The sequence below is a fragment of the Bacillus sp. WP8 genome, assembly GCF_000800825.1.
In the GTDB taxonomy this organism is placed as follows: domain Bacteria; phylum Bacillota; class Bacilli; order Bacillales; family Bacillaceae; genus Bacillus; species Bacillus safensis.
On sequence record NZ_CP010075.1, the window covers coordinates 3,496,484 to 3,510,013 of the forward strand.

At 43.2% G+C, this 13,530-nt stretch carries 15 protein-coding genes; 4 read left to right on the top strand and 11 right to left on the bottom strand.

Annotation, left to right across the window (positions count from 1 at the left end):
- Window positions 1-55: 55 nt before the first annotated feature.
- The 3 genes from QR42_RS17685 to ribD are packed head-to-tail and all read left to right on the top strand — an operon-like array spanning window position 56 to window position 2,766.
- Window positions 56-910, top strand: a complete 855-nt coding sequence (locus QR42_RS17685) for a VOC family protein (protein ID WP_039182515.1) — start codon at window positions 56-58, stop codon at window positions 908-910.
- Window positions 911-926: 16 nt separating this feature from the next.
- The gene (locus QR42_RS17690) at window positions 927-1,688 is read left to right on the top strand and encodes a GTP cyclohydrolase II (protein WP_039182518.1); all 762 of its coding nucleotides are present in this window, start codon (window positions 927-929) and stop codon (window positions 1,686-1,688) included.
- Entirely contained in the window at window positions 1,675-2,766 is a 1,092-nt protein-coding gene (gene ribD, locus QR42_RS17695; protein WP_039182521.1) for a bifunctional diaminohydroxyphosphoribosylaminopyrimidine deaminase/5-amino-6-(5-phosphoribosylamino)uracil reductase RibD, read from the top strand. The genes QR42_RS17690 and ribD overlap by 14 nt, the downstream gene beginning before the upstream one ends.
- Window positions 2,767-2,810: 44 nt before the next feature.
- Here the strand turns inward: ribD and QR42_RS17700 are convergent, their stop codons facing one another.
- The 7 genes from QR42_RS17700 to QR42_RS17730 form a co-directional block, all read right to left on the bottom strand.
- Entirely contained in the window at window positions 2,811-3,179 is a 369-nt protein-coding gene (locus tag QR42_RS17700) for a VOC family protein (protein ID WP_039183384.1), read from the bottom strand.
- Between the two features lie 299 nt (window positions 3,180-3,478).
- The gene (locus QR42_RS17705; RefSeq protein WP_039182524.1) at window positions 3,479-4,327 is read right to left on the bottom strand and encodes a polysaccharide deacetylase family protein; all 849 of its coding nucleotides are present in this window, start codon (window positions 4,325-4,327) and stop codon (window positions 3,479-3,481) included.
- Between the two features lie 65 nt (window positions 4,328-4,392).
- Window positions 4,393-4,722, bottom strand: coding sequence for a PTS sugar transporter subunit IIA (locus QR42_RS17710; RefSeq protein ID WP_024423898.1), 330 nt, complete (start codon window positions 4,720-4,722; stop codon window positions 4,393-4,395).
- Between the two features lie 19 nt (window positions 4,723-4,741).
- Window positions 4,742-5,065 carry a PTS sugar transporter subunit IIB gene (locus tag QR42_RS17715; RefSeq protein WP_039182527.1) on the bottom strand — a complete coding sequence of 108 codons (324 nt, stop codon included), beginning with the start codon at window positions 5,063-5,065 and terminating at the stop codon, window positions 4,742-4,744.
- Between the two features lie 12 nt (window positions 5,066-5,077).
- Window positions 5,078-6,511, bottom strand: a complete 1,434-nt coding sequence (locus QR42_RS17720) for a glycoside hydrolase family 1 protein (RefSeq protein WP_039182530.1) — start codon at window positions 6,509-6,511, stop codon at window positions 5,078-5,080.
- A 31-nt stretch (window positions 6,512-6,542) separates the two neighbouring features.
- A complete protein-coding gene (locus tag QR42_RS17725; protein WP_039182533.1) occupies window positions 6,543-7,853 on the bottom strand; it encodes a PTS sugar transporter subunit IIC in 1,311 nt (436 codons plus the stop codon).
- Window positions 7,854-7,942: 89 nt separating this feature from the next.
- Window positions 7,943-9,901 (bottom strand): BglG family transcription antiterminator, encoded by a 1,959-nt coding sequence (locus QR42_RS17730; protein WP_039182536.1) that lies wholly within the window; start codon window positions 9,899-9,901, stop codon window positions 7,943-7,945.
- A gap of 137 nt (window positions 9,902-10,038) precedes the next feature.
- Here QR42_RS17730 and QR42_RS17735 point away from each other — a divergent pair, with 137 nt between their 5' ends.
- Window positions 10,039-10,242 (top strand): hypothetical protein, encoded by a 204-nt coding sequence (locus QR42_RS17735; RefSeq protein WP_039182539.1) that lies wholly within the window; start codon window positions 10,039-10,041, stop codon window positions 10,240-10,242.
- 48 nt (window positions 10,243-10,290) lie between these two features.
- On the opposite strand, the gene QR42_RS17740 is transcribed toward QR42_RS17735, so the two are convergent.
- The 4 genes from QR42_RS17740 to nhaC form a co-directional block, all read right to left on the bottom strand.
- Window positions 10,291-10,716: a YwqH-like family protein gene (locus tag QR42_RS17740; RefSeq protein WP_039182541.1), complete on the bottom strand. Its 426-nt coding sequence runs from the start codon at window positions 10,714-10,716 to the stop codon at window positions 10,291-10,293.
- Between the two features lie 287 nt (window positions 10,717-11,003).
- The gene (locus tag QR42_RS17745; protein WP_039182545.1) at window positions 11,004-11,267 is read right to left on the bottom strand and encodes a YwqI/YxiC family protein; all 264 of its coding nucleotides are present in this window, start codon (window positions 11,265-11,267) and stop codon (window positions 11,004-11,006) included.
- 37 nt (window positions 11,268-11,304) lie between these two features.
- On the bottom strand, window positions 11,305-11,730 hold the full coding sequence (locus QR42_RS17750; RefSeq protein ID WP_039182548.1) for a YwqH-like family protein: 426 nt from the start codon (window positions 11,728-11,730) through the stop codon (window positions 11,305-11,307).
- A gap of 295 nt (window positions 11,731-12,025) precedes the next feature.
- Window positions 12,026-13,432, bottom strand: a complete 1,407-nt coding sequence (gene nhaC / locus QR42_RS17755) for a Na+/H+ antiporter NhaC (RefSeq protein ID WP_039182550.1) — start codon at window positions 13,430-13,432, stop codon at window positions 12,026-12,028.
- Between the last annotated feature and the right edge of the window lie 98 nt (window positions 13,433-13,530).

The following is a 13,530-nucleotide window of genomic DNA, read 5'->3' on the forward strand; positions in this document are numbered from 1 at the left end:
TTTTCAAAAACATTTGAACATGCCGATGCATATATCATGAAGGAGATGACCGAGCTTGAAGACAATTGAGCAGCTAAGGCTGGGTGTAACAGAATTACATGTGTCCAGCTTTGATCGTTCTTTACCTTTTTATACAGACATTTTAGGATTTTCTATATTAGAAAAGACAGATTCCACGGTGACACTTGGCAGCAATGCAAAGGAACCGATTCTTTTGTTAAAAGAAGATGCACAACTGAAAGAAAAGCCTGATCATGAGCCAGGACTTTATCATTTTGCTGTTTTATTACCTACCAGAAAAAACCTGGGCACATGGCTGGCACATGTAATCAAAAAAGGCTATCCTTTAATTGGAGCAAGCGATCACTTTTTCAGTGAAGCCATTTATTTAAGTGATCCTGACGGCATTGGCGTAGAAATTTATGCTGACCGTCCTCAGGACATTTGGGTCGGTGAGCATGGAGAACTGAAAGGTGGCGGAAATGCACCGCTTGATGGAGATGGACTCCTGCAAGAAGCTGCTGATACCACATGGGAAGGACTCCCTGCCGGTACAGTGATGGGACACTTGCATTTCCATCTCAACCCAGAAGAAGCGGATTCCTTTTATGTCAATACGCTCGGTTTTCATATCCGAATGGCTCCACCAGCAAGCGTATTTATCGCCGCTGGTGTGTACCACCACCACCTTGCCTTTAATGCATGGGGACGCGGACCAAAAGGAGCCATTGATCCACGTTTTTCAGGAATTAGAAGCTATACACTGGTTTTCCCAGAAGAAGCAGACAGACAATCCGTCGTCGAACGTCTGACAAAAGCAGGCACTCAAGTCAACACGACAGGAAAAAGCAGCGAATTTGTTGATCCATTTGGCGTTCTCGTTCGTTTACAGATTGAAGAAACAGACTAAAAAGAAGGTGCAGAATATGGACAAACACACAGAGCTTAAAACAGCCATATTAAAAGATAAAATCAATCGAGTACAGCAAGAAGACGGGTATATCTATATCACTGGACCCATTAAACTGCCAGTGAATTTAGACGGAAGAACCGTGATGTTTAACTGGTATTCATGGTTAAAAGACGATGGAAAAGAGCCACTGTCAGATGAAGCTTTAATTGAAAGCCTTTCGTCCCGCCAGCTGGCTGATCATCAGCAGTCAAGCGTTCTTGTGTATGGGGATTTCGAGCACGCTGACGAAGCTCTTATCCGTATGCATTCCATTTGCCACACTGGCGATATTTTCGGAAGCAAGCGCTGCGACTGTGGATTCCAATTGAAGCAGTCTATGCGAATGATTGAGGACAATGGCGCAGGAGCCCTGTTTTACTTAGCCAATCATGAAGGCCGCGGCATTGGTCTTTTCAGTAAAGCCATGGCTTATATTCTTCAAGAAAACGGCTATGATACAGTAGAAGCGAACGAAGCACTTGGTTTTGAAGATGACACACGTCAATACGAAGAAGCCATTGCTGTTCTTCAAACACTTCGTACAAAACCGGTCAGACTCATTACCAATAACCCGAAAAAGACAGATGCGATCAGCCATGCAGGTTTATCTCTTTCTGGACGCATTCCGCTTTGGGGAGATATCTCTGAATTTAACGAAAAATACTTGCAAACAAAAATCAACCGCTCAGGTCACATGAAGGCGGAGCAAGAGGTGCGTACGATTGCCACATCATGAGCGATATATGAAGCTAGCCCTTGATAATGCACGGGCAATGAAAGGTCAGACATCTCCGAATCCGCTCGTCGGGGCTGTGATTGTGCGAGAGAATGAGATTGTTGGAGTCGGCGCTCATATGAAAGCCGGTGAACCGCATGCTGAAATTCATGCACTCAACATGGCTGGAGACAAGGCAAAAGGAGCCACGATTTATGTGACCCTTGAGCCTTGTTCCCACCATGGGCGCACAGGCCCTTGTGCGGAAGCACTTGTGAAAGCCGGCGTCGAAACCGTTGTCGTCGCGGCACTTGATCCGAATCCACTTGTCGCTGGCCGCGGGATAGCCATTTTACAAGACGCGGGCATCCAAGTCATCACGGGCGTACTGGAACACGAATCCATACTGATGAATGAAGTATTTAATCACTTTATTACGAAAAAAACACCTTTCGTGACGCTCAAAGCGGGCATTACCTTAGATGGAAAAATCGCCTCTGCCACGTCTGACAGCAAGTGGATTACATCTGAGACATCCCGTTATGATGCTCACCATATCCGCAGTATCAATGATGCGATTTTGGTCGGTGCTCAAACCGTCATTCACGATGACCCTTCATTAACTGCGCGGATTCCAAATGGAAACAATCCGATTCGAATTGTCTTAGACTCTAAGCTGTCTACACCACTGACAGCAAAGATCGTCACAGATCAGATGGCACCTACATGGATTTTTACAACAAAGCAAGCCGATGAGGAAAAACGAGCGGCTTTAGAAGAAGCTGGCGTCCGTGTCTTTATGACTGACAGCGACACGCGGGTTCTCCTGCAGGAAGTGCTTCAAGTGCTGGGAGAAAAAAATATCTCCTCCCTCATGATTGAAGGCGGCGGCCAGATTAACGCCTCTTTCTTAGAACAGCAGCTTGTAGATAAATTGGTCATCTATATGGCGCCTAAACTCATTGGCGGACGACTTTCCCCTTCCTTTTTCGGAGGCGAAGGCATACGCCTCATGAGTGATGCCATTGAACTGGATCAACTCGCCGTGGAACCACTCGGGAAAGATATCAAAATGACGGGCTATCCCGTTTATCAATAACAAATAGGCTGTCGAGATTTCCTCGACAGCCTTATTTTTGTCTTCTAGTCTCTTCTCTCTAAAAACTCAATTCGATTCCCAAATGGATCTTCTACATAAAACCGATTGGCTCCCTCCAATGGCTCATCTTCTTTTATACTAATCTGATGCTTCAATAATACCTCTTTTAATTCTGATAGGCTCTTTACAAGAAAAGCTGGATGAGCTTTCTTTGCAGCTTGAAAATGTTCTTGAATGCCAATGTGAAGCTGATGATGACCGCATTGGAACCAGACACCTCCTCGTTTAGCTAAATTACTAGGCTTAGGTATTTCTTTCATCCCTAAAATTTCACCAAAAAACAAGCGAGCTTTCTCTTCACTGCCTTTTGGGGCAGCTAGTTGAACATGGTCGATTCCAACAAAGTTTGACATATTTCCCTCTCCCTTTCTGTTCTCAATTGGTTTTTCAATGTAGTGTTTCTTCAGTTTTTTGTGATGCTCAACAAATTTGATTGTTTCTTCATTGGTGGGCTTGATACTTGAAGATTTTCTTTGAGGTGTTTCATAAGATGTAGTGTTTGAATGCAGTATTTTTTTCAAAAACAGAACTCCCATGGTCATGAAAGTTCTGTCCATCTAAGTGTCTCTTGTCATGACATTTGAGACCAAGATATATCATGATTCATTTTGATGAAACTTGTCGTAAAATGTTTCATGTGAAACATTGATCGTTACTTCGCTTCAACCAGCCTGCCAAAGCTTTCTGGTGAAAGTCCCGGTGAAATGCGGATGCGGTGCAAGGACATCATGCCTTGTTCCTTCTTCGCATGTCCTGGTTCAGTGGTAACAGCCATTTGGTATCCGGCTTCCTTCGCCAGCTTCAACGTCTCTTCATTATAGCGCCCGACAGGATAGCTGACCATTCTCGTACGCTGAGAAAATCGCTGATCAAAGAATGTCTTTGATCCTTTTAACTCCTCTTCCTGCTGCTGCTTTGATAATTGATTGAGCTCTAAATGATGAATCGTATGACTCTCAATCGAGATCCCATGTGCGATCATCTCATCCATTTGCTCATCCGTTAAGTGATTCGGACGGCCAATGGATTGCTCAATCATGAAAATCGTTGCTTTCATTCCATACTGCTTTAAAATCGGAAATGCCTTTGTATAGTTATCCGTATATCCATCATCAAATGTAATGAGGACACTCTTCTTACTTGGCATCGAATTTGTTGTGAAAACGCGGTACACCTCTTCTGGCGACAGTGTGACATAATCGTTGTCCTTCAGCCATTTCATATGAGATGCAAATTCGCTCTTTGGCACACGTAACGAGTTACCGCTTGAGATGCTGTGATACATCAAAATCGGAAGCTCGACCGGCTCCTTTTGCTTCATCCAGTTTTGTGTCTTTATCACTGCCGTTTCTTTTTTCTGATGCATATCTTTTGTTTGTAATGGACCCTTTTCCTCTTTGACGACTTGCTGGCTTCCTTCCGCCTGCTCCTTCATTCCCATACAGCCCGAAATGAGCAGCAGCATAAGACCAACCGTCATCAGCATACATGTTTTCTTCATTCACCAATCCTGCTTTCTCTTTATCTACCGAATGATTATAACAGAAATTGGTTATTCATTGATATCTATTTTGACAGGGTATTCATTTTTTTACACATTTCGATCATCTCGATGGCGAGCAGATGAATGGTCTCTGTTGTGAGCATTTGATCTTCTGCGTGTATCAGCAGTAAAGAAAACGGAAGCTGTTCACCTGCCGCTTCTTTTTGAATCAGCGACAAGTGCAGGTTGTGGATGCTTCGAAACGCTTCCTCCCCTTTTTCGATCAACTGCTGCGCTTTTTCAAAATCATCAGCTCTTGCTAGGCGAATCGCTTCTACATAATGACTTCTTGCCTCGCCTGCATGGGCAATGATTTGAAAGGCTGCTCCCTGCATTTCCTCTAATACCGTCATCTGCTTCTCCTCCAATTACTCAAGATTCATTTGCTAGTTTCAGTGCATGATCTAGGATTTTTTCTCCGTTTGCTGTTCCGTATAACCTCACATTGACGACATCGATAGGGATTTGATAAGGTGCCGCTGTTTTTTCTGCTGCTTTTTTCATAAAACTTACTTGCGGTCCAAGTAAAATCGCCTTTACATCCTCTCCATGCTCTTCTAGTTCATCCGCAATGGCTCCTTCAGGTATAGCATAAATATAGTAATCCAGCCCTTTAGCTTCTGCGGCGGCCTTCATTTTCGACACCACAATGGACGTCGACATTCCTGCTGCACAAGCGAGAATGATTCGTTTCATATCCCATCACTCCTATTGATAAATGACTTCTGTTTCAACTGTCAGTTCCCTAGTTTTGATTAATGTCTGGTACCAATACGCAGATGCTTTCAGCTGTCGATTTCGTTCATTTTCCAGCTGGATTTCGACTAAGCCGTAGCGATTTTTAAAGGCATTCATCGGTGAGACATTGTCTGTAAATGCCCAAAGCATATAGCCCGTGCAATTTGATCCTTCTGCTTTCGCTTGAAGTGCCCGCTTCAAATGCTGGCTGATAAATGAAATGCGATACTGGTCATCAATGATACCGTCTTCTTTTTTAAACCGTTCTTCCTTTTCTACACCCATGCCATTTTCGGCCACAAACCACTCAATATTTCCGTATTCTTCTTTTATCCTCATCCCCATATCGTAGACAATCTTCGGGTAGATTTCCCAGCCTCTAAAAGGATTCATTTTTCTCCCTGGAAGCTCAAACATATCGTAATAATAGGATGGATGAAAAGGCGTCCCTTCGTTCCAAGCCTTACTCGGCGCCTTGACACGATGCGGATAGTACAAGTTAAGTCCGACGACATCTACCGTATGATTCTTGATGATTTGAAGCTCTTCCTCTGTGGAATCGAAAAGAATATCATGCTTTTTCAACACATCGATCAGTTCCTCTGGATACTCCCCTTTGATGGAAGGATCTAAGAACACTCGATTAAAAAACAAATCATACATACGTGCCGCTTCTTGGTCATGCGGAGCAGACGATCTTGCATACGTCACTTCTGGATTGAGAATCACCCCAATTTTGGCTCCTGTCGATTCCTTCAAACCCATCTCCTGAAACAGCTTCACCACTTTTGCTGTTGCCAGTGCTTTATGATAGTTCCACTGCATCCATTTCTTCGTATTTTGCTCATACGGATATCGGATAGCATCTAGATAAACGCGTGTCTGGACAACAATCGGTTCATTAAAACTAAACCAATGCTTGACCCGGTCTCCGTAGCGCTCAAACACTTTTTCTGCATAGAGAACAAACAGATCAACGACATGCTTTGATGACCATCCGCCGTACTTCTCAAGCAAAACGGCAGGAAGCTCATAATGCTCTAAGCAAAACATCGGTTCTACACCTGCTGCGATTAATTCATTGATCAGATCATCAATGTAACGAGCGTAGGCCTCATCCACTATCCCATTCTCGTAATCTATGAGAAATCTCGACCAATTGATCGATGTCCTGTAATGTGTCAGCCCAATCTCTTTCATTAAGGCTACATCCTCAGGATAGCGCTCGTAAAAATTCGTTGCACCAGCCGGCCCATAGCCTTCGTGCCATACGTGATACCCTTCCTTATACCATAAATCGATGTACGAGTCCTGATGCGCCCGCTTTCCCTTCCAGCCCTCCGTCTGCCATGCAGAAGCCGCAGCACCTAGGATAAAATCTCTTGGAATCTCAATGCTGTTCATGTTGCCGCCTCCCTTTTCTTTGTCTGAATGTTTATTCTGAATCTGGTGCTGCTTCTGGCTTGCGGTTAGACAAGAGAACAAACGGTAAATAGATGAAAACAGCAACCACAATGCAGATAAGCTGTGTGATGACGGCTCCCATGCTGCCAGCGGTTGACAGCCATGCATTCACAAGCGGCGGTGTCGTCCACGGCACCATCACGACCGCTTTTCCAGCGAATCCTGTAGCCGTCGCAATATAACCAATCGTACCTGTCACAAGCGGTGTGACGATAAATGGGATCGCCATCACAGGGTTTAGCATGACGGGTAATCCAAAAATAACGGGTTCATTGATGTTGAACAGTCCGGGTCCTGATGAGAGCTTGGCAATGCTTCGCATCTCTTCCCTTCTCCCAGCAATAAAAATCGCAATCAAAAGACCAATGGTCACACCTGAACCGCCGATGCTCATATACACATCCCAAAACGGCATCGTGATAATATTCGGGATCTCTTTTCCCTCTTGAAATGCAGTCATATTCACTGCAATTGATCCTAATAAGAGCGGCTCCCGGATCGGCTTAATCATCTGGTTGCCATGGATGCCGATCACCCAGAAAAATTGTGCCACAAACATCAACGTTAAAATCCCTGGCAGCCCCTGCACAACACTTTCTAGCGGACGCTGCACAACGTTATACACTGCTTCATGCAAATAAATGCCTGTCACACGATGAAATGCAAACCCGAATGAACTAATGATCGTAATTGTAATGATAGAAGGAAAAAGTGATGAAAAAGACGTTGCCACATTCGACGGAACCGAATCTGGCATCTTGATTTGCAGCCATTTCACCTCAGTCAGCTTACAAAAGATTTCCACAGATACGATCGCAATGATCATCCCTAAAAATAAGCTTTTTGGATCGGAAAATTGTCTTGCCAACACGTCTACAACCTCACGCATCGATCCATCAACTTCAAGAAGAAGTGTCGTTGGAATAACGGATATAAATGAAATCAACGCCATCAATCCTGGGAACAGCGACTTGTGCCCGTTGATTTTCCCAAGCTCAATCCCAATGAGAAACACAGCCCCAATGGTTAAAAAGTTCAGCGTGGCATAATTGATTGCCTTCATAATAGGCTGAAGCTCTGCTAAAAACCTGAATATCTCAAAATGAGCAAGCCCTGTTTCCGGGCTCATGATCATATTCGCCACCAGTACAGCAAAAGCTCCTGTAATGATGATCGGCATCAGTGTGACAAATGCCTGTTTAATCGCCATAATATATTTCTGATTGGTGATGCGATAAGCCACATGCCCCATGACATCTGCCGCTTTCTCCTTGAAGCTCATGATCCGTCTCCCCCTTTGCACAAACTCGTGATCATCCTCCTTTTTGATGTTATTTTAAAAGCGCTTTCATTAACATCTAATCTTTTTCCTCACAGATGCGGAAATGGGTGTCGCGTTTTTTCATTTGGCTGCTCCAATACTTGAAGAGCTGCTGTCAATTCTTCAAATGAAGAGGCTTTGATAAGCTGCTCCACCACTTCCTTCCGTTCTGTCAGCCGCACAAGAAATTGATAAAGCGACTGTAATTCTTTTTGATACGTCTTCTGGATGCTTAATAAGCAAACGACTTGTACTCGATCTTCTCCCCACAGCACCGGCTTTTTTAACGTACAGATTGCACAAAACGTGTCATCTGTTGCTGGTTTAATTGGATGAGGAATCGCAACCAAATGACCGAAAGAGGTGGGTGACACTTGCTCTCTTTCTAGCAATAATTGTTCAAACTCGTCTGGGATTCGATGCTGCTCCTTTAACACGTTCACGAAAAATTGAAGAACCTCTTCCCTTGATTGAAGGTCTTGCTGAAAAAATGTCAGCGCCGGACTCACATACCGTAAAACCCCTGTATCCTGTGAATTTTGCACAAATCGTTTCAGCCGGACAATATCATCGTCACTTAGAATCGTATGTACATCAATTACTGGTACCGGCAATGTATTCTGTAGCGGAATGGTACTAATAATAAAATCAATGCTTCTCAAATCATATGAAGGAAGTTCCCCGACACTTGCAGTTCCAGCGATCTCCAGTCTTCCGCTAAAAGCCGCCGTGAGCTTATGAAGAAGAAGCTGACTGCTGGCGACACCCGTCGCACACACAATAAGACATGTCTTTCTCACATGCTGTGTTTTTGTCCGCTCGATTGCAGCTCCAATATGAAGTGCCAAATATCCGATTTCATCCTCAGGAATCTCAACACCCTCTTTTTCCTTCAGCCACCTGCCCATATAAACACCCGCCTCAAACGCAATGGGATAGTGCCTTTTAATGTCTGGTAAATAGGGATTTCGAATATTCATATCGTATCTAAAACGATGAATGGCGGAACGCAAATGAAGACTTAAACCAACGATCAGCTCCTTATCAAACTGAATATCAAGTGACATATGCTCCTCCACATAAGCAAGCAATTGGTGAGTGAAACGAAAATGATCTTCGTCCAGCAGATGAAATAGCGTATGGCCAGCCTCTCCATATGCCATCATCTTTGCCCCCATTAAGTGAATTGCGATGTACGCCATTTCAGATAACGGAAAATCAATCGCTAATACGCGGCGAATATCTTCTGTCATTTGTTGAGCTATCTGGAAAACTGGCTGCACTTGAATTTCTCTCAATTCCGCTTCTGGCATCTTAACCAGCTTTTTTTCTTCTATTCGTTTGCATGCGATGGCAATATGGGTCACTAAATTACTTAAACCGATTTCTGATAAATGAAGCCCGGTGGCTTTTGTACGTGAACGCACGATGTCCTGAATCAGTTGATACGTTTCTTCAGGTAACAGTGCAGAGTTCGCTTGATCCTGCTGAAATACATGCTCTGCCATACAATATCTTAATTTCATTTCATCGCCTGTCAGACGCAGTCCATATTTAGGGCGGTGCGATATAGAAAGTCCATGCAATGAAAACAAATGCCTGACAGCTTTTAAATCATTTTTCACTGTGGATTCACTCACAAATAATTCCTCTGCCAATCCCTCTAATTTGATATAGTCTTCTGACAAAAGCAGCCTTTTCAATAGATAAGCCACGCGGTCCTCAGGCTGATTGGGAATGAATTGTTCCTTTTTCTCATTTCTTTCTCTCAATGATTTTTTCAAAAATGTACGAAATGCCCCATAATCTTCAACACTCAATGTATACCCTGCCCCGCGTTTAATATGCAGTGCGGCACCATGTTCTTCTAAGATTCTTTTAAGCGCTTTCATATCTGTGCGGATGGTTCGTGATGTGACTCCGATCACACGGGCAATTTCTTCACTTGTCAGTTCCTGCTCCGCTTGCATCAATCTTTTCAGAAGCTCCTCCTGACGTAGAGATAGCATGGGCTCTCCTCCCTTGGCATTTACTTTTGCCTATCATCATAAACGAAAATAGAACTCTTTGCCCAGTTTTTCTTTCAAATCGGGAACCTAGATATGGCTCATTCGTATGAATATGAAACTAGAGGAGGGATGCTTTTATGTTTGTTGTCATTATCATATTAGCTTTTTTAGGAGCCATCATTGCCAGCTTGTTCACACCAAAGGATAAACGTGCATCTGCTAAGCGTTCTGCACATCATAATTCAACGACAAGTACATATACTGATTCGTATACCCATCACGCTTCTGACGCCTCCTGCGGGAGTGATTCAGGTGATAGCGGCGGTGGTGGATGTGACTAAACAAAAAAACAGCCGCCCTTTAATGAGACGGCTGTTTCGTTTATGGTTTTAAAGAGCTTTCCAGCCCCGTTCAATCAAATGTTTAACGTCCTTTGCAAAATCCTCGCCCTTTTCCATCACGTCCTGAGCTCTTCCTGCAAAATTACTGGCAACGGCCAGCTCCATTTTTTTCAATTCAAAGTGTAAGATTTTTTGGTCAATCTCTGTTATATATTTTTCATATTCATCGTTGACGATGTCGTGCATCACGCTGTAAGCGTCTTTTCGGTGGCGATGAAAGTCGGTTCCTCTCTCGCCTTTCCATGACGAATCTAGAGCAGGCTTCTTGATTTCTTTGATATCTGACTGGGCAAGATCTTGTTCTGTTCGAATATTGCTTTTGGCTGTCTTTAACCGAGAGATCATTTCGTCAAATTCTGCACGTTTGTTCTCAATTCCCATATGCAGATGGTGCAGCATCTCGGATAAACTCATGTCATCCACCTCTATCTGACCTCATACGAAAGCACGGCGTGAGCACCTTTGGAAACCATCGACTCACTTGATTTTTCCAATCCTGACATTTCTATCGTTCTGCTTTCATTAAGTATAGTATAAGGTGAAAAGCCTCAGGCTTAAATAGGGAAAAGGTGTCCTTTTAGCGACGCGTTTGGAAGAAAAACGGAATAATACAAGGTCTTACACCCTGTATTTTATATGAGTCTTTGTAACTATAATTACTTCATGTAAATGATATCCATAAATAAAAGCGATTGTGCTGATTATTTTGCAGCAATCGCTTCGTCTTGTTCTTTTAATGTTTTCACGTTAGAACGTGTATCCTGAACGTTTTTGATTAGGGCTTCTTTAAAGCTTGAAACCATTTCGCTCACCTCTGCTTCACGTGCCGTCCACTTGCTTACAAATTCAAGGCTGTTTTCACCCGCTTTATCTGCTGCTTTTTTCATCGCTAAAGCTTCGACTGCTTGGGAGACTTCATCTAGTTTATCCATGACTGTTTGGTAGTTTAACTTAATTTGTCCCATTGTGATATCCTCCAGATTTGTTCAGCATGAAGCTTGCTTACAAGCTGCTCCATGCTTTTGAGATCAAGCGTTTTGCGTCCTCTACTGCGTCTTCTCCTTTTTCGGCAAGGCGTGCGGCGTCTCCAGCTAAGGAACTGGCAAAGGATAACGCAGCTTGTTCTGCTTCTAATGTACTGATTTTGAATTCGATACGGCTCACATAGCGTGGGTATTTATCGTTCACGATCGTTTGCAGCGCATCATGTGCTTCATTTCGGTCTGTTTTGAAATCCTGGCTTCGCTCACCTTTCCAAGAGGTCCCAAGCTTTGGCTGCTTGATTTGCTTTAAATCTGTTTCTGCCGCATCTTGTTCACGTTCAATCTTGCTTTTCGCCTTTTTGAGCCGAGCGATTTTCTCTTCAATTTCTGCTTTTTTATTTGAAATGCCACCGTTAAGGGCAGACAGCATATCCGATAAGCTCATATGGGTTCCTCCTCCTGTCAAAAAATAAAAACGCTGCTTAGAGTCCCTCTAAACGAGCGTAAGGTGAATAGCACTTTTTCCAATATTGTTATTATAAGGTTCAAAGACTCATGTTTGAATAGGGATTTGTGCCCTTTTTATGGGATAAATATGCTTTCACTCTGCTTCACACTCCCCCTTTTGACCTCTTTTATAGGAGGCCTAAATTCCTGTTCGTTTGCTATATGTCACATATAGTCTCTCGGTCCTAGGACAAACAAAGCCGCCCCGTGCAGGAGCGGCTTTTGCAAACGGCTTATGAGGCCGATTCTTCTCTTTCTTGTTGATCTTTCACGTACCAAATGAATTTGCCCGTATATCCGTAAATGATCGCAAGACCAATGGCGACAAAGCTCAACCACATAAATGGTAAATAAGAGAATGTCGATACGCCAAGAATTCCTGCCATGTAAATACCGTTATCTGACCATGGAACCATACCAGAAGTAAGCGTACCACCGACCTCAGAGTTTCTGGATAAAACTCGTCTGTCTAACTTTAATTTATCGTAGCTCTTTTCCATAATTTTTGGTGTAAGGATAATTGATACGTACATCGCACATCCAAAAATGTTAGCAAAGAATGCGACAAGAATAGTGGAAAGAGTAACATTTCCCGCATTGTGCAGTTTTTTCTCAAAGGTTGAGACAATGACTTTCAATACACCCAGATGTTCTAAAACTCCCCCGAAACCAAGCCCAAGGATAATCACTACCAAAGAGCCAAGCATGTTGACCATTCCACCACGATTGAGAAGCTGGTTTAGAAAGTCTACATCTGATTGAATTGAAAATCCATTGTATGCTGCACCAATTGCATCACTAGGATTCGCACCTTGAAAAGCAAAGGCCCAGATCGCCCCAAACAAAGCACCGATTGCAATAACCGGCAGAGCAGGCTTTTTCATGACAAGTAAAACGACAACAATTAGAGCTGGAATGAGCATCCATACATTAATATTGAATGTATCGAGCAACGCATTCTTTAAGTATTCAACCTTTTCTTGATCAATATTACGTCCTCCATAGATAAAGCCGGTGACCGTAAACATAATAGCTGTAATAACAAAGGCAGGTATGGATAACACCATCATTGCTCTTACATGCGCCAGAACTTCTACCTTTGATAAGGACGAGGCGAGAACTGTACTGTCTGACAGTGGAGAAAGCTTGTCTCCAAAATAAGCACCTGACAAGACGGCACCTGCAACGATTGGAAGAGGAATCCCTAAACCTTCACCAATGGCAATCATGGCAATACCAGCTGTACCAACTGTTCCCCAAGATGTCCCTGTTGCGACAGACATAATGGCACAAATAATGAGTGTTGCCAGTAAGAAGATATTTGGATGAATAAATTCAAGACCATAATAGATCAGTGTCGGTACGACCCCGCCAGCGATCCAAGTTCCAATTAAAGCACCTACAGCAAGTAAAATCAAAACAGCATCTAATCCATTTGATATCCCTTTTGTAATAGCACCCTGTAAATCCTTATATGAGTATCCTAAATGAAGACCAAGCCCAATTGCTAAAAACCAAGAAATAAATAAAGCCAGTTGAATATCCAAGTCAAAATAAATAGTAAATGATAAGACAATCGCCAAAAATAAACCTAGTACGGCGATGATCTCCACCATAGATGGCAAGCGAACCGATTTCAATGTTGTTTCCTCCCTTTGTGCGTGCGTTAAGCGTTTTCAAAATATTGTGAAAAAAGTGTGTCAATTCGAAAGAAAGTGAATTGCCTGTTTTTTCTCTT